The sequence below is a fragment of the Micromonospora sp. HM5-17 genome (genome assembly GCF_003762835.1).
In the GTDB taxonomy this organism is placed as follows: domain Bacteria; phylum Actinomycetota; class Actinomycetes; order Mycobacteriales; family Micromonosporaceae; genus Plantactinospora.
The window spans coordinates 650917-667594 of record NZ_RJWA01000002.1; the positions used below are offsets into that span (position 1 = coordinate 650917).

The following is a 16678-nucleotide window of genomic DNA, read 5'->3' on the forward strand; positions in this document are numbered from 1 at the left end:
CCCCGGGGCGCGCTCCGCTCCGGCACCGCGCCGCACCCCGGTTCCGACCGTGATGGTCGCGCCGTCCTCGGTTCGGAGCCCCGTGCCGGCCGGCAGGGTGACCGGCGGCTCAGGCCGGGCGGGCGAAGCCGCCGCGGGGCGCGATGAGTTCGAGGTTGGTCCCGTCCGGGTCGTTGAAGTAGGCGACCTCGGTGCCGGCCGCCTCCGGCGGCGACACCTCCTCGGGAACGAACGTGTAGGGCTCGCCGAAAAACGCGAACCCGGCGTCCCGCATCCGGTCGTAGACCGCCCGTAGGTCCGCCACCTCGAAGCAGAGGTGCATCGAACCGGGGCGGTTGGCCGCCACCGTCGCCGGGTCGCCGGCCGGCTCCTGGAACTGGATCAGGTCGATGCCGAGATTGTCCAGGTGGAAGGTGGCATAGCGCAGCCGGGTGCAGGGCAGCCCCTGGGAGCGGGCGAAGCCGTCGCCGCGCATCGTCTCGTCCCGAACGACCGGCGCCAAACCGGTGAGCGCCTGGTAGAACGCGACCGAGCGGTCCAGGTCGGTGACGGAGATCCCGACGTGCGCGGCGGTACGCAACCCGATGGAGACCGACGAGGGATCCACGACCTGCGCCATCATGCTCCCTCCGTCCGTGCGGGCGTCCGGGCGCCGGTCCCGGGGCGCCGGGTCGGCCGGCGTCGCCGGCTCGGTGGCGGTCGGCGCCGACGAGGTCACGATATCCACCGTCGGAGCCGACGGGGTTGGTTTCCGGCGATCTTCGCGTACCACCGTGACCAGCCCCGCCGCCGAGACCAGCGCCCAGCACCCCTCCAGGAGGAGGAAGCCCCAGGACCGGTCCAGCAGGGCGATCACCGCGAGGGCGGCCGAGCCGACGATGTTGAGCCCGAGGTAGCTCCGGGACCGTGGGGTGAGCCGGCCGGTCTGGGCGGCCGCGAAGGCCGAGAGGATCACCAGCGAACCGGCGATCTCGATCAGGTCGACAGGAGTCATGTGTCTGTGCGCGCCGTCTTTGCAGGTCCGGGTACGGCAGCGCCCTCGTCCGGGGCGGTCGCGGAGCTGCGCCGCCTGGCGATCGAGGATAGCCCGCCGACGGCCGGGGCACGCCCGGCCGGGGTCGGAACACCGGGGGAGCCGACCCCCAGCAACGGCGGATCCGCCCCGGAGGGCCGGGGCCTGCCCGAGGGAGATCAGAGCCAGTTGCGGCGTTTGAAGATCACGTAGAGGGTGGTGCAGACGAGCAGCATCAGGAAGATCGCGTACGGGTAGCCGAAGACCCAGTGCAGTTCGGGGATGTGGTCGAAGTTCATTCCGTAGACCGTTCCGATCAGGGTCGGGGCGAAGAGGATCGCCGCCCAGGCGGAGATTCGCTTGATCTCCTCGTTCTGCGCGTAGCTCGCCTCGGTGAGGTTCTTGACCTCCTCGTTCTGGGCCTGCGAGACCAGCGTGGCGTTGAGGGTGAGGATGTCGGCCAGGATCTGCCGGAACTCGTTCACCCGCTCCGCCGCCGTGGTGGCGTGGTCGGCGACGTCGTTGAGATAGCGCCGCAGCTCCTCGTCGGTGCCGTACTTCTCGAACCCGGCCTCGAGGCCATGGAGGATGTCCAGCAGGGGGCGGGTCGCCCGCTGGAACTCGATCACCTCGCGGGAGAGTTTGTAGATCCGGCGGCTGACCCGGGGATCCCCGCCGAAGACCTCGGTCTCGATCTCGTCGATGTCGTTCTGCAGCCCACCGACCACCGGCGCGTACCCGTCCACGACGCTGTCCAGGATCGCGTAGAGCACCGCCTCCGGGCCGCGCCGGAGCAGGTCCGGGTCGTCCTCCATGCGCCGGCGCACCGCCGTCAGGTCGGGGGCCTGCCCGTGCCGTACGGTGAGGACGAAGTTCGCCCCGACGAAGACGTGGACCTCGCCGAAGTCGACCTCCTCGGCCTCGTCGAGGTAGCGGGCGGCCCGGAGCACCACGAAGAGGGTGCCGCCGTACCGTTCGAGCTTGGGGCGCTGGTGCGCGACGATGGCGTCCTCGACGGCCAACTCGTGCAGGCCGAATTCCTCCGCGACGGTGAGCAGCTGCCGCTCACTCGGCCGGTACAGCCCGATCCAGGCCATGGTGCCCGGTTGCTCCCGGAGCCGCCGGCAGGTCTCGGACAGGCTGGGCGGGCCGTCGACCCGGTGCCCGTCCCGGTAGATCGCCGAGGTCACGACGCTCTCCTCGGCCGGCGGCGCCGTCGTCTGGTCGCCGCCACGAGGGTCCATCGACAGCTCCGGGGGCGACTGCGGATAGCGGTCCTGGGAGCGGCGCAGGGCGCGCTTCGCCGGACGCAGGGCGCGCGAACGCCAGTCGGACATGGCAAGCCTCCCCAACGAGACGCCGATCGACGTGTGCGGCGAGCTTCCGAAGGACCGGATCAACCAGGTACGGCCGGCGGCCCGTCGGGTCGTCAGCCCGCCTCACCTCCGCCCAGCCGGGAACGACGTAGCCGCTGCTGGTCGGCACCCCGGGGGAAACACCGGCACCTTCACCGTAGGCCGGCCGGCGACCGTTCGCACCCCGAGTCGCCGACAACGCCGACGGCCTAGACTCACGCCATGGCGGCTCGGCTGACGCGGGGCCCGGAGACCGGCGTACGGCGGGCGGCGGCCCGCTGGTGCCGCCCGGCCGTGCTCTGGGGACTCTTCGCCGTGACCGCCGTGGTGTCCGCGGGGCTGGTCCTGCGCCGACCCGCCTGGGAACGGCTCTCGGACCTGCACATCTACTACGGGGCGGTCCGCCACCTCCAGGCGGGGCACCCGCTGTACGACTTCGTCGCCGCAAACGGGGGGCCGTTCACCTACCCGCCGTTCGCGGCCCTCGTGCTCTGGCCGATCGGGCTGGTGCCGGAACCGCTCCTCCAGATCTGCTGGCTTGCCCTGACCTGTCTGGCGATCGCCGCGACCGCGGCGGCGGTGGGCCGGGTCGTCGGCCGGCCGGAGCGACGCCCGGTCGTCGTCGCGGCGATCGCCTGCGCCCTGCTCGTCTCCGCGCCGGCCCAGAGCAACCTGCGGTTCGGCCAGGTCAGCGTCTTCGTCGTCCTGCTGGCCCTCGTCGACGGCATGGGTCTGACCCCGGCGCGCCACCGGGGCGTACTCGTCGGCGTCGCCGCCGCGATCAAACTGACCCCCCTGCTGTTCGTCGTGTTCTTCCTCCTCGCCCGCCGGTATCGCGCCGCCCTCCGCGCCACGGCGGCCTTCCTGGTCTGCGGCCTTCTCGGCGCCCTCGTCCTGCCCACCGACAGCTGGACCTTCTGGACCGGCACGGTCGTGCACACCGAGCGGATCGGCAACCTGGCCTCGCTGGGCAACCAGTCCCTACACGGCGTGCTGCTGCGGGCGGGCGTGGCGGCCGAGACGTTCCCCCTGCTCTGGGCATCCCTGGTGCTGGTCGTCTGTGGTGTGGCGCTGCTGCGCGCGCGGCAGGTGGACCTGGCGGGACAGGGCGGGCACGCGGCCGTCCTCGTCGGGTGCGCGACGGTGGCCGCCTCGCCGGTCTCCTGGACCCACCACCAGATCTGGCCGGTGCTGGCCGCGATGCTCCTGATCGGCGCCGCCGGGCTCGCCCGGCGCGTCGCCGGGGTGGCCCTGCTGGTCGTGATGGTTCTCTCCCTCGGCGCGCTGCTCAACCAGGTCGCGCTGACCCCGGGAATGCAGTTCCTCTTCGAGAACGCGCGGGCGCTGGCGGTGGTCGCCGTCTGCCTGGCCGGATTCGGCGGGGTCGCCGTTGCCGCGGTGGCCGCGGGGAGACGTACCTCGACCGCGCGCGGCTGGTGGCGGGTCGGCACCGCCGCGGCCGCCACGGTCGCCTTCTTCGCCGTCCAGCCGCTGCCGGCCGGCGCCGATCCGACCTTCAAGGCGTACGGAGTGACCGACGTGTCGAATCCCCGGTACTTCTTCGTCTGCCGCAGCCAGGTGCAGTGTGCCGACTACGCAGCCGGGGCGCCGATCCGGTTCGGTGTGGGCCGCGAGCGGACCAAGGTACGGGTCAACGGCGTGGTCGACGGGACCGTCAGCCGGTTGGAGTACCGGTCCGCGCCCGGGGGCGTCGCCCGGAGCATCCCGCTGCTGCCGGTCTACCCCGGGCAGCGGGTCTTCTCGTTCCGGGCCGCGAACCTGGCGCACGGGGAGCTGACCGCGTACGGCGTCGACGGCCGGCCGATCGCGACGTACCGCGACGAACTCGACCCGGAGTAGGCCCCACCGCCGGCCCACCGTCCGGCGGTGTTCGGCCGGTCAGCAGGGGTTGCGGACGGTGCCACTGGCCAGGAGACCCTCGCCGTCCATCCGTCGGTTGAGCCAGACCTCCAGCTCCCACCGCGCCGAGGGGGCGGTCAACGTGTGTTCGCCGCCCCAGTCCGGGGGAACGGTGCCGGAGAAGTGGGTCGAGCTGTCGCCGTCGATGGGGTAGCCGTAGCCCCCGCTCCGGTTCGAGTGGTACACCCACCCGTGTGGGTAGTAGCCGGCGGAGGCGCCGTGCAGCCGCCCGGAGATGGTGAAGGCCCAGCTCCCCCCGCCCCGGCAGAACGCACTCACCGACGCGGTCAGGTACGGTGACCCGCTGCTGGTCCGGCTGGGGGTGGTGGGAGCCGGCCGGGCCGGTGCGGTCGTCGTACGTCGCGAGGTCGGCCTCGGCTGCCCGGCCGGGGTCGTCCGGGCTGCTCCCGTCCCCGGAGTGCGACGCGTGGGTGCCGGGTTGGCGCTTGGCGTCGGCGAGCGGGCCGGCGCCGGGGTGGCGGTCACTCCCGGGAGGTCGACCGGCACTCCGCTCGGGGCAAGCTCGACCGGCATCCCGGTCGGAGCGACCACGACCGGGACCGGCTCCGGTGGCCCGGCGCGATCCCGAGTGAACAGTCCGATCGACCCGGCGAGGACGAGGACCAGCACGACCGCGCCGACCGGAAGCAGTCGGCTGACGGGGACGGTCGGCCCGGGTCGAGGGGCCGACCGTCCCGAGCCGACCAACCCGCCGCCGGAGGCGGCTACTGGGGCGGCTGCCTCCGACCCGCCGCTCGACGGCGGCGCCGCGCCGGGGCCGTCGTTGGTGGGGCCGTCGTTGGTGGGACCGCCGTTGCTGGGCGGTGCGGGGGTGGGGGGTGACCCGGGCCCGGGGTCCTCGATGGCGTCGCGGGGCGCGGAGGTCGCCGAACTGGCCGTTTCCCGGGACGGTGTGGAGCCGGCGCCCGGAAGCCGCGCACCGCACGCGGCGTTCAGGCAGTAGGCGGCACCGGCCTCGGCCTCCTGGCCGCACTCGGGACAGATCACGGCTCCCCGCTACGCCTGAGTCGCCTCGATGAGATCCTCCACCACGAGGAGCTGCAGCTCCTCGGGCGTGGGAACCCGACGGAGCTGGCGTAGCCGCTGTGCCTGCGCCTTCCGCATCCCCTCGAAGAGCTTGCGCGCCTCGCGGCCGTTGCCGAAGTTGCGGTCGTGCATCCGCCCGGCGAAGTACCGGATGAGGCCGTCTCGCACCTCCTCGGTGATCGCGTACTCGTTCGACTCGGCCATCGAGTTGAAGATCTCGGCCAGCTCCTCGGCGGTGTAGTTCTCGAACTCGATCGTCTTGTTGAACCGCGAGGCGAGGCCGGGGTTGGCGTCCAGGAAGTGCTGCATCTCGTCGGTGTAGCCCGCGACGATGACCGCGACCTCGTGCCGGTGATCCTCCATCAGCTTGACCAGGGTGTCGATCGCCTCCTGGCCGAAGTCGCCCCCGGAGCCGAACGACCGCGACAGGGTGTACGCCTCGTCGATGAAGAGGACCCCGCCGAGCGCGGCCTCGAAGGCCGCCGTCGTCTTCTCGGCGGTGTGGCCCAGGTACTGTCCCACGAGGTCCCGGCGGGCGACCTCCTTGACGGTGCCCTGGGGCAGCACGCCCAGGGCGGAGAGAAGCTGGCCGAACAGGCGGGCCACGGTCGTCTTGCCGGTGCCCGGGGCGCCCGCGAAGACCATGTGGTTGGTGGTCGGTGCGACGGTGAGGCCGCCGCTGCGCCGCCACTCGTTCACCTGGATCTCGTCGACGATGGCCCGGACCTCGCGCTTGACCCCCGGCAGGCCGATCAGGGCGTCGAGCTCCGCCAGCAGCCGCTCGACCTTGCCGTCGTCTGCCGCGCCGGCCCGCTCCGCGGCGCCGACCTGGCCCCGGCGCCGGCGCTCGCTGGTGGTGACCTCGGCCCGGGAGCCCGGCGGCACCAGGATGCCGGGGCTCGCCGTGGACTCGGTCCGGCAGTCGACCAGTTCGCCGCCGCAGTCGGCACCCAGGCTGATTCCGACGCCCCGGGCGTCGTGTACCCAGCAGCCGCGCAGGGTCGGTGAACTCTGCTGGGCGACCGCGATGCCGACCTCGCCGACCCGGGCGATCTCGCAGTTCTCGATCGTCGGCCGCGAGTACTCGTAGACGTAGATGCCGCGGTAGCCGCAGTCGGTGATGGTGCAGTTGCGCAGCACCGGGTCGGCGGAGCGGATGATGACCCCGTCCTCCACCACGTCGGTGACCTGGCAGTCCACCGCCGTACCGGCGCAGTTGTCCAGGTAGAGGCCGACGTGGGCCCGGGACACCTTGCACCGGGCCAGCTCGAACCTGGCCCGGGAGCTGATCCGGATCGCCGCCGCCGGACCGGCCGCGAGGACGCAGTCCCGGATCGTGACGCTGCCACCTGTCACGTTCACCGTCGGCTCGTCGCTGCCCTCCAGCACGAGGTCGGCGAGCTCCACCGTGGCACGCTGACAGTCGATCACCGGCGCCCCGGGGTTCCGGGCGACCACGGTCACCGTGCCCGGTCCGTTGCTGGCCGCGATGCCGAGCTGGCGGCCCGACACGGTCAGGTTCTCGTGGTACTCACCGGGGGCAACCATGATCGTCGCTCCGTCCGGCGCGTTCTGGATCGCGTCGGCGATGGTGGGGTACGCCCCGGGCAAGGCGGCCGAGACCTGAACGGTGTGTGTCATGGCTCCGCGGAGGGGATGGGAGGGAAAGAGAATGGTCCTGAGAGGACTTTAGCAGCAGGGACCGCGGGGGGAAGCCGTCACGATCACGCCAACCGGCCGAGTGCCTGACCCCCCTCGACCTCCGGCCTGCGGGCCGGCTCGGTCACCGTCGCGCGGCGGTCACCGTCCCGGTACCGGCGGGCCGTGGTCGTGCCGTCGCCCTCGGGGTCGACCACGCGCGGCTTCACGGCCGGCTTCGGCGCCTCCTCCGGCAGGACCGGGCGACTGCGCCGGCCACCCAGGGTCGGGCCGCCGCCCGCACCGGCACCGGCCATCGGGGGGTACATCGGCGGGACGAACGGCACACCGGCGCCGGTCGCCCGACCGCTGAGCGCGGGCGTGCCGACGCTGGTCGTCGCGGGGCCGCTGCCGGCGCGTCCCATCAGGTCCACGGCGCCGCTGGTCGGGATGCCGGTCGAGACGCCGGGCCGGCCGAAGCCACCGCCGCCGCCACCGCCGATCCCGCCGCCACCACCGATGCCGCCGCCGGCGAGCCCGGACCCGAGCCCACCCAACCCGGCGCCGATCCCACCCGGGATCGGAGTCGGGACCCAGCCGGGCAGCCCGGCATCGTCCTGGCCCGGCGGCGGCGTCGGCTGTGGCAGTTGCCCGAGTTGCTCCTCCAACTGCCGCTGTAGGTCGTCGAGATCCTGCTGGGTCAGCGGAGGAGAGCCTTGTTGCCCGTTGGGCAGGCTGTCATCGACCTGCCCCTGTTGCTGCTGTTGTTGCTTCAGCAGCTCCTCCTCCTCCTGCTGGCGCTGTCGCTCCTGCTGTTGGCGCAGTTGTTCCTGCTGCTTTTTCGCGTCTTCGTTGAGCTTGCGTACGGCGTCGTTGTACTCCTTCCGCCGCTTCTCCTCCTCCTTGCGCAGCCGCTCCTGCTGTTTACGGAGGTCCTCCAGTTGCTTACGTGCGGCCTCCGCGCCCGGTGCGCCTCTGCTGCCGGTGCCGACACCGCCGCCACCGGGCGCGCCGGGGCCGCCGCCCGGGGTGCGGGGCGCACCGTTCCCGCCGTTCCGGAATCGGCTTTCCCATCCGTCGGGTGGTGCGGTCGCCGCCGGGATTCCGAGGAGCCCGGGATACTTGGGCAGCGAAACCCAGGAACCACCACTGGTGTAGTAAGCGACCAGCCGCTCGGCTACCTTGACGGCCTCGTCATCGAATTTCTTGAGCAGCTTCTGAAATTTATCGATCTGCTCGGTGTTGTCGGTCAATGGGTCGGCGGCGAGTTTGTCGATCGTCGCAATGACAGCCTTCACAAGTGGCACCGTCAGATTGAGCCAAAACTGGGCGGAGTGGAGCCCACTACTGATCCACGCCATCCACCTCGACCGCCACCTGGTGTTGTCGACCCAGGCGTCGATCGACGTCGCAGACTCCTCAACTCGTTCAGCCAGCACCTCGGCGGAGGGGCTGTCCCAGTCCTTGCGCAGCTCCCTGGTCCGCGTGGTGATGTGCTCCTTGACCGCATAGAGACTGTTGGCAGCGTTGCCCCAGAGATCCGCCAACGTCTCGAGCAGCTGCGCCGGTTCCTGGGTGACGATGCGGTGGACGTTCAGGAAGGTGTCACCGTAGTGAATGCCCGTACGCCACTGGGTCTTGCCACCCGTTTCGCCCCCACCCTGCGGGGCGGCTGCGCCGCCCCCGGCGGGCTGGCTGTCGTAGTACTGGGATCCGGTGAGGTGGCGTCCGGCCTGGTGCGCCTGTAGCAGCGCGCTGAGGTTGTCCCAGCCGAAGTTCGCGTACGGTTCGCCGGCCTCGTACGGGTTGAACTGGCCCTTGAGCGCGTTGCTCCGGATGGCCTCCTCGATCTTGGCCATCTTCGCCTCGCTCCTGAGGTCGGCCTCCAGATATCTGGCCATGCTTCCCAGGGCGAAGTGAGCATAGGCGTCGACCCCGGAGCGGACATCGGAGATGAATCGTTCGAGCGCGTCGGACTGGACCCTGGCTTTCTCGGCGAAGGATCTCGCCTCCAGAAAGTCTGGGTTTACTCCCTTCAGCGTCTGGGCCGTGCTGCTCATCGGCTTCTGCTGGTTGATCGCGTCAAGATCACCGAGAGCCTCGGCGGACTGCATCTGGGTGCCATAGGTTTGCAGCGCGTTGAGGTCCTTGATGTCGATCCTTGGCTCCGCCATCGAACTCCCCCTACGGCTAGAAGTCCACGCACACGGTAGCGCCAGTCGGACGCACGGAACAGCCCGTCAGGTGACCGGCTCCAACCATCCACACTGGATGAGCCGCGCGCCCTCCTTGCGGGTGACGTACCAGCCTCGCCCGGTTGGCAGCGGTCCACAGCGGACGTTGCCGAGCAGCACTCCCTCGTCCCGGTCGGCGGACATCACGATGCCCGGGGTGGCGAGGTCCCGGAGGCGCTTGAGGATCGGGTCGAAGAAGGCCCGGCTCGCGCCACCGGAGCGACGGGCGATGATCAGGTGCATCCCGATCTCCCGGGACTGGGCGAGGAAGTCGTGCAGCACCCGCAGCGGGTTGTGGTCGCCGGCCACCAGGTCGTAGTCGTCGACCAGGACGAACAGCTCCGGCCCCTTCCACCAGCTCCGGTCGCGGAGCTGCTCGGGCGTGACGTCCGGGCCGGGCAGCCGCTCCCGCATCACCACGGCTGCGTCGCCGAGGAGCTGAGCGCTGGTCTCGTTGGAGGTGCCGTAGCCGAGCAGGTGGCTCTCGGGCAGCCCGCCGAGCAGCGACCGCCGGTAGTCGATGGCGATGATCCGCGCCTCCTTCGGCGTGTACCGCTCCGCGATGCCGCGGGCGAAGACGCGGAGGAAGGTCGACTTGCCCGACTCGTTGTCGCCGAACAGCATCAGGTGCGGGTCGCTGCCGGTGGGGTCGAACCGGACCGGTAGGAGGTCGTTCTCCGCGATGCCGATCGGGATCCCCGGCTGGTCCTGGTCGCCGACGAGCAGGTCCGCGTACGGCACCCGCTGCGGCAGCAGCCGTACGGCGGGTGCCGGCGGCCCCGACCACGCCGTGCGTACCGCCTCCACCAGCGCCCGGGTGCCGTCGGCCAGGTCGGTGACGTCGCTCTTTCCGTCGATCCGGGGGAGTGCCACCAGGCTCTGGTGCCCGTCCGGCGTGATGCCCCGGCCCGGGCTCTTCTCCGGGACGTTCGCCGCCGCCCGCCGGTCGATGTACGAGTCGGAGGGGTCGGTGAGCCGGAGTTCGAGCTTGGTGCCGAAGAGGTCGCGGATCGGTCCGCGCAGGTCGAACCAGCGGGAGGCGGCACCGACGATGTGGATGCCGTACGACAGCCCCCGGTTGGCCAGGTCGACCACCCGGTCCTCGATGTCCTCGAACTCGTTACGGAGCGTCTGCCAGTTGTCGACGACCAGGAACACGTCGCCGTGCCGCTCGTCGGGCAGCTCCCCGGCGCGCCGCAGGCGGCGGAACATCGCCATCGACTCGATGCCCCGCTCGACGAAGAGCTGCTCCCGGTGGTTGAGGACCTCGACCACCTCGGCGACGGTCCGCCGGACGCGGTTGACGTCGCGCCGCGGCGCGACCCCGCCGACGTGCGGCAGGTCGAGGAGGCTGGTGAGGCTGCCACCGCTGAAGTCCAGGCAGTAGAACTGCACCTCGCGCGGCGTGTGGGTCAGGGCCAGGCTGCAGATCAGGGTACGCAGCATGGTGCTCTTGCCGGTCTGCGGCGCACCGACGATCACCACGTGGCCGGAGGCACCGGACAGGTCCAGGGTAAGGGTGTCCCGGCGCTGCTCGAACGGCTTGTCGACCAGGGCGAGCGGGGCCTGGAGCTGCCCGGCGAGCCGGTCGTCGGCGACGCCGAATCCCCGCTCCGGATGCCGGGCCAGCGGACCGGTGAGCTGCTCCAGCGACGGCGGGTCGGCCAGCGGGGGAAGCCACACCTGGTGCGCCGGGGTGCCCTTGCCGTGCAGCCGTTCGGTGAGGATGTCGAGCAGGCTCTGCCCGCCGACGTCGTTTCCGGCGTCGGGCTCGTCGGTCTCCGACGCGGCGTCCTCGCTCTCCACCGGGGCGACGTAGCCGGACTGGAACTCGTACACCTCCGGTTCCGGGCCGTCGCCGGTGCCCGCCTCCTCGTGGCCGCGGTAGGTGCCGGAGACGTAGGCTGCCCGGAATCGGATCATCGGCTCGGTGCCGTACTTGAGGAAGCCGTGCCCGGGAGCGCGCGGCAGCTCGTACGCGTCCGCGACCCCCAGCACCACCCGGCTCTCGGTCGGGGAGAACGTCCGCAGCCCGATCCGGTACGACAGGTGGGTGTCCAGGCCCCGCAGCCGGCCCTCCTCCAGCCGCTGGCTGGCCAGCAACAGGTGGATACCGAGCGACCGACCGACGCGTCCGATCTGGACGAACATGTCGATGAAGTCGGGCTTGGCGGAGAGCAGCTCGCTGAACTCGTCGCAGACGATGAAGAGGCTGGGCAGCGGATCCAGTGGTGCGCCGGCGGCCCGGGCCCGCTCGTAGTCCCGCTGCGAGACGTAGTTGCCGGCCTTGCGGAGCAGCTCCTGCCGGCGGACCAGCTCGCCGTTGACCGCGTCGGTCATCCGGTCCACCAGCGGCAGCTCGTCGGCGAGGTTGGTGATGACCGCGCTGGTGTGCGGCAGCAGGTCGAGCTTGGTGAAGGTCGCGCCGCCCTTGAAGTCCACCAGCACGAAGTTGAGGATCTCCGGCGGGTGGGTCACGGCGAGCGCGAGTACCAGGGTCCGGAGCAGCTCGGACTTGCCGGAGCCGGTGGCCCCGATCAGCAGTCCGTGCGGGCCCATGCCGTCCTGGGCCGATTCCTTGAGGTCCAGCTCGATCTGCTCGCCGTCCGGGCCGATTCCGATCGGCACCCGGAGCCGCTTCCGGGTCGGCCGGGGTGCCCAGGTCTGCCGGACGTCCAGCGTTCGGGGATCGCCGATGCCGAGCAGGTCGGCCAGCCCGTGCTCGGCGTTCATCGTCCGTTCGCTGCCGCTGGCCGAGACGAGCCGGAGCGGGGCGAGCTGGTGCGCCAGCGCCTCGGCGGCCACCAACCCGAGCGCGTCGGCGCGGCCGAGCGGACGGGTCCCGTCGAAGGTACGGGCGGTCATCGTGCCGTCGTCGGCGATCTCGAGCACCAGGGTTGCCCGGTCGAGGTTGCGCGGGGGCGGCGTGGTCAGGTCGATCACCGTCACCCCCTCCACCCCGCTTTCGGCGGTGAGGTAGTCGGCGCCGCTGATGTCCCCGGAGTCGACCACGATGATGATGTGCGGGCCGGCGTGCTGCGACTCGGAGACGCTGGCGTCGAACCGGGGGCGGTTCGCGAGCAACTGCTCCATCATCGCCTCCAGCCCGACCACGCCGGGCGCGATCAGCCGCAGCGGCCCGAGCGCGTCGACCGCGTCCGGGTGCTGGGTGTGCGGCAGCCACTTCGTCCACTCCCAGCGGGTCCGGGCCGACTCGCCGACGCAGACGCCGATCAGGAGGTCCTCCGGGGCGTGGAAGGTGGCGGCCTGGGCCAGCAGCGCCCGCACCATCCCGCGAGCCTGGCCGAGGTCGCCCTGGACGTAGATCCGGCCGAACCCGTTGAGCGCCAGCACCACCGGCAGGTCGGAGACCTCGCGGTAGGCGGCGAGGAAGCGGCGCAGCGCCGCCGCGGCGACCGGTTCGGCCCGCTCCGGTCCGGTGGTGGGCCCCGGGACGAGTCGGGTCGCCAGCTCGCGCGGCCCCAGTCCCAGGCGTACCAGGCAGTAGTCCAGATCAGACCGTCGGCGCTCCCAGAGCCGCGCGCTGTCGACCAGCGCCCACAGCCCGGCCGGGTCGGGGTGCCGGTAGTACTCGGCGTTGCGTTGCTCGCGGATGGTTTTTCGGACGGCTCTCCGGCAGGCGTCGAGGTCCCACAGGAACTCGCGGCGCCGGTTGTGCATTTCCTGCTTGTTGGCGCCGCTGCCATGGATTGAGAGTTGCATCAGCAGCATGCCGATGGCGGAGACCCCGAACAGTCCACCGGTCACGTACGCCAGCGGGCCGCCACGCTGGCCGGCGAACATCAGCGCCAGCGCGAGCGAGCCGGCGAGCATCGGCAGCAACATCAGCAAATGTGTCCACGCGCGACCGCTCGGCGCCGGAATCTCGGGCGCGGACTCGAGCACGATCTCGCCACTGGGATAGGGCGGCGCCGGCCGCCGAGCCGGACGCTTGCGGACTACCATGCTCACGGCCCGAACCTCCGAACGTAGCCGGTCGACGATGTCTGGAGCATCATGGCGCAGACGGCGATGCCGAAACTGACCCGGATCGTACTGATGAGTCCACAGCGGCGGGTGGACCTCTCGGTGCCCGAGTATTTGCCGCTGGTGACGCTGCTGCCGACCCTGCTCCGGCACGCGGGAAACGGCCTGGCCGACGAGGGAGTATCCCACCACGGCTGGGTGCTGCGTCGGCTCGACGGCCGGGTACTCGACTCGTCGCGCTCGCTCAGCGCGTCGGGCGTCGTCGACGGTGAAACGCTCTTACTGTCCCCTCAGGACCAACACTGGCCCGAGCCGGAGTACGACGACCTGGCCGAGGCGGTGGGTCAGGAGGCGAAACGGCTCGGCGCGGTCTGGGACGGCCGGCACACCCGTCGGGCCGCTGGCGTCGCCACCGCACTGTTCCTCCTGCTCGGCATGGTGCTCGTCTTGCAGGCGGGTCCAAACTGGACCGCGGCCGCCGTCTCGGCGCTCGTCACCGCGGTCCTGGCGGTGGCCGCGTCCGCACTGGTCGCCCGGATCTGGCGGGACCGGGGAATCGCGCTGCTGTTCTCGGTAGCCGGATACGCGTACGCGGTGGTCGGCTCGGTCCTGCTGGTCACCAATGCGCTGCGGCTCGATGTCGCGACGCTGCTGGTGGGGTGCGCGACGGTGGTCCTCACCGGCGTGGTGAGTCTGCTCGCGGTGCCGGTCCGCCGCGAGGTGCATCTGGGGGTCGTCGTCGCGGGCCTGCTCGGCGCGGTCGGCGCCGTGCTGACCACGGTGCAGACTCCGGTCGCGGCGGCCGGCTGCCTGGCCGCCGCGCTGGTGCTCGTCTCGCCGTGGCTGCCCCGGATCGCGCTGTACCAGGCCGGGATGCCGGCTCCAACCGTGCCGAGACCGGCGGCGGAGGTCCCGGAGGACGAACCGTTCCCGCCCCCGGACCAGATCGCCGTACTGGTCCGCCGCGGCGACGACATACTCACCGGACTGCTCTGGGGAATCTGCGCGACACTGGTCGGCACCGTCGTCGTGGTGGCCGATCCGGAGGACATTTCGGCCCGACTGCTCGCGGTTGCGGTCGTGCTGATCTGCGCCCTGCGGGCCCGGGCGTTCGCGGCGGTACGGCACCGGGTGCCGCTGCTCTCGGCAGCGATCGTGGCCGCACTGGCGCTGGCCGTGCTGACCTGGTCAGACGTCGATGTTGACGACCGGGTCCGGGCGGTCGCCCCCGTGCTGGCGCTGGTGTTGCTCGCCGTCGCCGTCGCGTACGCGAGCGGGCGCACGTACGCCCACCGGCAGGCGTCGCCGCAGCTCGGCCGGATCGGCGACCTCACGGAGTTCGTGTTGATCGTGATCAGCGTGATCTTCGCCGCGGAGCTGTCCGGGCTGTTCGGTTACGTGCGGGGCCTCAGTGGCTGACCGGGGGCGTGAGGTGACGCGCGAGGCCCGGGCGGCTGGCCGCTGGCGCGAGTCCACGTCCGGGGTTTCGTTGGTTGACCGTGGTGTCGCCGCGCCCGCGTGGCGGCTGGGGCGGAGGGGAGCGGCGGGGTGCTGACCAGACGGGACCTCATCCACTCGCGGCAGTTCCTGCGCCGGCGGCTGCTCGCCTCGTTCGTGACCCACCAGCCGGACCCGCTCGAATGGTCGGGTGTCCGACTGCCGGCCGCGACGTTGGTCGCGGTGATGGTGCTGGTCATCGCCGTCGCCGCGGTCGGGATCTACGGATTCATCCGCCCGGCCGGCAACAAGCGGTGGCAGTCCTGCGAACAGATCATCATCGAGGCGGAGACCGGCGCGCCGTACGTCTGCGGCAACGGGGTGCTCTACCCGGTGGCGAACTTCGCCTCGGCGGCGCTGCTGCGCGGCGTCTCGGAGAAGCCGATCCGGGTGTCTCGCGCCTCCCTGACCTGGAACCGGGGCATGCTGGTCGGGATTCCCGGCGCCCCGACCGTCCTGCCCGCGGCCAAGGACCTGATCGGGGCCGCCTGGTCGTACTGCGTCCGGCCGGCCCGGCAGCCGAACGGCCGACCGGAAAGCGTGGTGCTGGTCGGCGGTCAGCCCGTGGCGGGCCGGGGGAGCGCGCCGAGCCAGCTCGGGCCGGGAGAGGCGGTGGCGGTCGCCGACGCCGTCACCGGGCAGCTCTTCCTCATCCACGGCGGCAGCCGACACGAGGTACGCGACCGTGACGTGGTGAGCCAGGCCCTGGGAATCAACCGGCCGGACATCGTCCCGGTCAGCCCCGCGTGGCTCGCCGCCATTCCGACGGGACCGCCGCTGGACCGGTTGGAGGTGGCCGGGCGAGGCGGGTCGGTGAAGGGGCTCGCGGCCGTGAAGGTGGGGCAGATCGTCGTCGTGCAGGAGGGCACGCAGGCGCGGCGCTTCGTCGCGCGGCCGAACGGGCTGCAACCGCTGACCGAACTCCAGGAGGCGCTGATCCGGGCGACGGCCGACGACACCTCACCGGCGATCGCCAGCAACCCCGTGCAACTGGCCGGGGTCACCCAGCTGGAGCCGATGCCGACCCCGCTCGCCGGCGACGGCCGGCTGCCGGCGATCGTTCCGGCGGCGCGCAGCAACGGCGTGGTCTGCACGGTGACCGCCGACGGCTCGGACCAGCGGGCGGTGACGGTCGGCGGTACGGTGCCGACCCGCGACCCGGCGGCCGTCCCCGCCCCCGCCGCCCCCGCCTCGGCGGCCGGGGCGCTGCTCGCCGACGAGGTCGTCGTCCCGCCCCGGCGCGGGGCCCTCGTCCGGTCGATGGCCAGTCCGAGCGCGGTCGACGGTCCGGTCTACCTCGTCACCGAGACCGGCTGGCGGTACGCGATCGGTTCGGCAACCGCGCTGGATCGGCTCGGCTACCGCAACGTCGCGGCGGTACGGCAACCGAGCACATTGGTCGAGCGGCTCCCGCAGGGGCCGGTGCTGAGCGAATTGACTCTGGCAGGGTCTGGACCATGAGGGCTAGCATCGGCTAGCGATCGATTTATCCGACTCGCTGATGCTCATCCACTGTGGAGTCACAGATGACGATCGACGGGGCCGGGCCGTCCTCGGACGGCCTGGCGGAAAACATGATCCGAACCGATCCGGAGGCACACGAAGAGTTCGCCACCTGGCTGGTCGGTTCGCGTGGGCCACTCGGCGGCGTCGGCGGGGAGTCCGAGGCTTTCGAGCAAGAGGTCGTCGCGTTCGCCAACAGCCTCGAGCCGATCGCCCGCGGCACGAACACCGAGCTTGAGGAGGGGAACTGGTTCCGTAGCGTCTCCGTGGCGCAGACCCGGGCCCTGGCGCTGTTCGCCCAGGAGACCCGGCTCGGGCTCTCCGCGCTGGGCAACGCCGCCGGGTCGATGGGGGACGCCTACGACAGGACCGACCGTCAGTCAGCCCGGCTCTTCGAGCCTGCGGCCGAGGATATTGCCCTCTTCGCCACGCCGCGCGACCCCGCCGCCCCCACCACGGCCGCGTCCCCCACCGGCGTCGTCTGA

General features: G+C 71.7%; 10 protein-coding genes. 4 read left to right on the plus strand and 6 right to left on the minus strand.

What is annotated here, in order from left to right; all coding sequences use genetic code 11:
• Positions 1-109: 109 nt before the first annotated feature.
• Both EF879_RS28035 and EF879_RS08075 read right to left on the minus strand, forming a co-directional pair.
• Positions 110-994, minus strand: coding sequence for a VOC family protein (locus EF879_RS28035; protein ID WP_233604308.1), 885 nt, complete (start codon positions 992-994; stop codon positions 110-112).
• Between the two features lie 197 nt (positions 995-1191).
• Positions 1192-2349, minus strand: a complete 1158-nt coding sequence (locus EF879_RS08075) for a magnesium and cobalt transport protein CorA (protein ID WP_123556330.1) — start codon at positions 2347-2349, stop codon at positions 1192-1194.
• A 240-nt stretch (positions 2350-2589) separates the two neighbouring features.
• Here EF879_RS08075 and EF879_RS08080 point away from each other — a divergent pair, with 240 nt between their 5' ends.
• Positions 2590-4227, plus strand: a complete 1638-nt coding sequence (locus tag EF879_RS08080) for a glycosyltransferase 87 family protein (RefSeq protein ID WP_123556332.1) — start codon at positions 2590-2592, stop codon at positions 4225-4227.
• A gap of 39 nt (positions 4228-4266) precedes the next feature.
• Here the strand turns inward: EF879_RS08080 and EF879_RS27170 are convergent, their stop codons facing one another.
• From EF879_RS27170 to eccCa, 4 genes are all read right to left on the minus strand, one after another.
• Complete coding sequence (locus EF879_RS27170) at positions 4267-5295, minus strand: hypothetical protein (protein WP_158624132.1); 1029 nt, start codon at positions 5293-5295, stop codon at positions 4267-4269.
• 9 nt (positions 5296-5304) lie between these two features.
• Positions 5305-6975: a right-handed parallel beta-helix repeat-containing protein gene (locus EF879_RS08095; protein WP_123556338.1), complete on the minus strand. Its 1671-nt coding sequence runs from the start codon at positions 6973-6975 to the stop codon at positions 5305-5307.
• An 83-nt stretch (positions 6976-7058) separates the two neighbouring features.
• Positions 7059-9146 (minus strand): hypothetical protein, encoded by a 2088-nt coding sequence (locus EF879_RS27175; RefSeq protein WP_158624133.1) that lies wholly within the window; start codon positions 9144-9146, stop codon positions 7059-7061.
• A 66-nt stretch (positions 9147-9212) separates the two neighbouring features.
• Positions 9213-13178, minus strand: a complete 3966-nt coding sequence (gene eccCa, locus EF879_RS08105) for a type VII secretion protein EccCa (protein ID WP_123556340.1) — start codon at positions 13176-13178, stop codon at positions 9213-9215.
• Between the two features lie 45 nt (positions 13179-13223).
• Between eccCa and eccD the strand changes: the two genes are divergently transcribed.
• From eccD to EF879_RS08120, 3 genes are all read left to right on the plus strand, one after another.
• Positions 13224-14612 (plus strand): type VII secretion integral membrane protein EccD, encoded by a 1389-nt coding sequence (eccD, locus tag EF879_RS08110; protein WP_123556342.1) that lies wholly within the window; start codon positions 13224-13226, stop codon positions 14610-14612.
• A gap of 129 nt (positions 14613-14741) precedes the next feature.
• On the plus strand, positions 14742-16151 hold the full coding sequence (gene eccB, locus EF879_RS08115) for a type VII secretion protein EccB (protein WP_158624134.1): 1410 nt from the start codon (positions 14742-14744) through the stop codon (positions 16149-16151).
• 65 nt (positions 16152-16216) lie between these two features.
• Positions 16217-16678, plus strand: a complete 462-nt coding sequence (locus tag EF879_RS08120; RefSeq protein WP_123556346.1) for a hypothetical protein — start codon at positions 16217-16219, stop codon at positions 16676-16678.

Coding starts and splice junctions, on each gene's coding strand:
- EF879_RS08095 (WP_123556338.1), bottom strand. CDS start 6,975: ATGACACACACCGTTCAGGTCTCGGCCGCCTTGCCCGGGGCGTACCCC.
- EF879_RS08080 (WP_123556332.1), top strand. CDS start 2,590: ATGGCGGCTCGGCTGACGCGGGGCCCGGAGACCGGCGTACGGCGGGCG.
- eccD (WP_123556342.1), top strand. CDS start 13,224: ATGGCGCAGACGGCGATGCCGAAACTGACCCGGATCGTACTGATGAGT.
- EF879_RS08075 (WP_123556330.1), bottom strand. CDS start 2,349: ATGTCCGACTGGCGTTCGCGCGCCCTGCGTCCGGCGAAGCGCGCCCTG.
- EF879_RS28035 (WP_233604308.1), bottom strand. CDS start 994: ATGACTCCTGTCGACCTGATCGAGATCGCCGGTTCGCTGGTGATCCTC.
- EF879_RS27175 (WP_158624133.1), bottom strand. CDS start 9,146: ATGGCGGAGCCAAGGATCGACATCAAGGACCTCAACGCGCTGCAAACC.
- EF879_RS08120 (WP_123556346.1), top strand. CDS start 16,217: ATGACGATCGACGGGGCCGGGCCGTCCTCGGACGGCCTGGCGGAAAAC.